The sequence below is a fragment of the Marisediminitalea alba genome (genome assembly GCF_002993365.1).
Classification (GTDB): Bacteria; Pseudomonadota; Gammaproteobacteria; order Enterobacterales; family Alteromonadaceae; genus Alteromonas; species Alteromonas alba.
Genome location: NZ_PVNP01000148.1, coordinates 1 through 2,574, shown reverse-complemented (window position 1 = coordinate 2,574; position 2,574 = coordinate 1). Strand labels below are relative to the sequence as shown.

At 45.5% G+C, this 2,574-nt stretch carries 3 protein-coding genes and 1 pseudogene; 3 read left to right on the top strand and 1 reads right to left on the bottom strand.

Going from position 1 to position 2,574, the window contains the following annotated elements:
• A pseudogene (locus C6Y40_RS13735) lies at nt 1–211 on the top strand (IS1595 family transposase); the annotation flags it as partial.
• Nucleotides 212–241: 30 nt separating this feature from the next.
• Here the strand turns inward: C6Y40_RS13735 and miaE are convergent.
• The gene (gene miaE, locus C6Y40_RS13730; RefSeq protein ID WP_105935086.1) at nt 242–997 is read right to left on the bottom strand and encodes a tRNA isopentenyl-2-thiomethyl-A-37 hydroxylase MiaE; all 756 of its coding nucleotides are present in this window, start codon (nt 995–997) and stop codon (nt 242–244) included.
• Nucleotides 998–1,155: 158 nt separating this feature from the next.
• Between miaE and C6Y40_RS13725 the strand changes: the two genes are divergently transcribed.
• Together C6Y40_RS13725 and C6Y40_RS13720 are read left to right on the top strand one after the other, a co-directional pair.
• A complete protein-coding gene (locus tag C6Y40_RS13725) occupies nt 1,156–1,623 on the top strand; it encodes a hypothetical protein (protein ID WP_105935085.1) in 468 nt (155 codons plus the stop codon).
• A 156-nt stretch (nt 1,624–1,779) separates the two neighbouring features.
• Entirely contained in the window at nt 1,780–2,379 is a 600-nt protein-coding gene (locus C6Y40_RS13720; protein ID WP_105935084.1) for a Yip1 family protein, read from the top strand.
• Nucleotides 2,380–2,574: the final 195 nt, after the last annotated feature.

Here is a 2,574-nt window from a genome sequence, read left to right as displayed (position 1 = left end):
GGCGGGAGGTGTTAAGGTGATAGATAAAGTCTTTCATATTCAGAATGTTAACGCCTATCACAGCCGTCTGAAAGCGTGGATGAAACGGTTTCACGGAGTAGCCACAAAATACTTGGAACACTACCTGGGTTGGTTCAGGTTTATGGATAATCCAGAAAACCTTAACGAAAACAGGCTCTTTTCGATTCAACAACAGTTAATCCGAACATAGCCATTATGAAAATCAAAGCGGATTGAAAATTTATACTGCCGGTGCACCACTGTGAAATTTAAAATCGTCATCAGCAGATGAAATCAATTCGGCTTCCACATCAGCAAAGAAGGCAACACGCTCTGCAATATCAGAACCAGCAATTTCTTCTGCCAGTGTTAGATAATCCTGATAGTGCCGGGCTTCTGAACGTAACAATGAGACATAAAAATCACCCAACCTATTATCTACGTGAGGCGCCAGTGCCGCGAAACGCTCACAGGAACGGGCTTCAATGTAAGCACCACAAATTAACTTATCGATAAGCGCCTGGGGCTCATAAGTACGCACATGACGCAGCATACCCCGGGCATAACGACTGGAGCCAACCGATTCATAGGCAATACCGTACTCCTCCATAATTTCCAGCACCTGATAAAAATGGTGCAGCTCTTCTTTTATCAGCATCACCATTTTATCGATCAGGTCCTGACTATACGGCGCACCGGATTTTGGCATCATAGACTTGGTGAGCTTTTCATGCTTGGCGAGTTCACGCCAGTCGCCCTGTTTACGATAGGTAAAATCCTCAAACGGTTTTAGCCAGGCCAGTAGTGCATCACCACTTTCCTTATCCACGGCATATTTGCGAATAAGATACATAGCTGATTGCGCTGCCTTCAATTCGCACACCAGATGATCAAGCAGGACAACGGACAGGTTCTCCCGTTTCTTAGCCTCGTCTACCCAGCTTTGTGGCGTGGGGCATTTTAAAAATGCATTGATGGGTGATAGTAATTCATTCACCTGAAAATCTCTGACCTTTTAATTGCGTAGTTAATAATAAACTTTGTTAGTTTATCACACCGCTTACCTCTGAACTTAGTCCCAGAAAGTATAATCTTTCACTTATTGATAAATCATTCACAGCCGGAGAGCCCGTCAGGTATAGTGAATTACTTAAATTGCTCGCTCTGCAGTTAATCCGCAACAGCCATCAACCAGCCCGGGTTAAAATCAGAGAGACACTCACACAACTTCCCACATCAGGAAAAACCTATTTTACCATCGCGCTGCTGACACTTTGTTCCTGGCTGAGTAAATTAACGGTGTTTGTTTTAATGGTGCTGGGCATATCGGGGTTGTCTTTGCATATTGCATTACTAAGCATTGTGGGAGCAGATCTGTCATCAGTATTACCCATTCACGGTGTCGCGGGCAGCGGCACGTTTGAAGGCGGGGTTATTTTGGCTGCAGAAATTGATGGTATCAGTAACCTGCAGCCAAGTTTTCCGCCGTTACTCGAAGCCAGTGTTCAATTACATGTTTTCGTGCTAGGCAGTGCCGCATCTATCTATGCCATGAGTCTACTGCTGGTTTCATTTATGCCATTGCTCAAACCCTCAGCAGTGACAGAGAAAAAACAGCCATAAACACGGCGCCGTGTTTTGCGTGGGTGTTAGCCTGCCCTGTTTAATTTATCATCAAAATATATTGACTTAACTTTCGCTTTGGATAAAACTGAAAATGTTGATTATTTGTTAAATAAATAACAAATTGAAAACATTCTCAGCACTGAGGGAAAGATTATGATCCTGAACCACCTGTGGGGTATTTACACCCACCCAAAAGAAGAATGGCAAGCTATTGATAAACGCCACGAAAACTATTTCTACGCGTTAAGCCACATAGCCATCATTGCACTGATCCCAGCGATTGTCGGGTATTATTCGGCAGCACATTTAGGCTGGAGCGTTGGCGCAGGTGAGTTGATCAAACTCACCCAACAGAGTGCCATGGCCATGAGTGTGGCAATGTATTTTGGCCTGATTGCGGGCGTTATTGCTTTAGCAGCCCTGATGCATGAACTAGCAAAAGCGTTTGATACCTCACCTACTTACACCCAGTCTCTGGAGTTGGCAGCCTATACGGCCACGCCTTTATTTATGGTTGGCTTCGCCGGCCTGTATCCTGAATTATGGTTTCTCATGTCGGTGGGGCTGGTAGGCTTATCCTATTCGGTTTACCTGCTGTATTCTGGTGTACCAATTATGATGCACATCCCGGAAGAAAAAGGCTTTATCTATTCAAGCTCGGTGGTAACTTGCGGTCTGGTGCTGTTAGTGATCCTGATGGCAAGTTCAGTGATTTTATGGAGCATGGGCCTTGGCCCGATTTATATGCACTAGCCTCCCTTCTTCAACGATCGAGTAGGAGGGAGTTTCGCAACTCCCGTCCTCTCACACCACCGGGCATACGGTTCCGTACCACGGCGGTTCCTGTCTGTATTGACCATAGTCAATACCTGAGTCTGTTTCGTTCATCGTGTCGCCGCTTTATCGTTTAGAACTCCGCAAACACCGCCCAGGTTTCCGACCCTTCTT

Coding starts and splice junctions, on each gene's coding strand:
- C6Y40_RS13720 (WP_105935084.1), top strand. CDS start 1,780: ATGATCCTGAACCACCTGTGGGGTATTTACACCCACCCAAAAGAAGAA.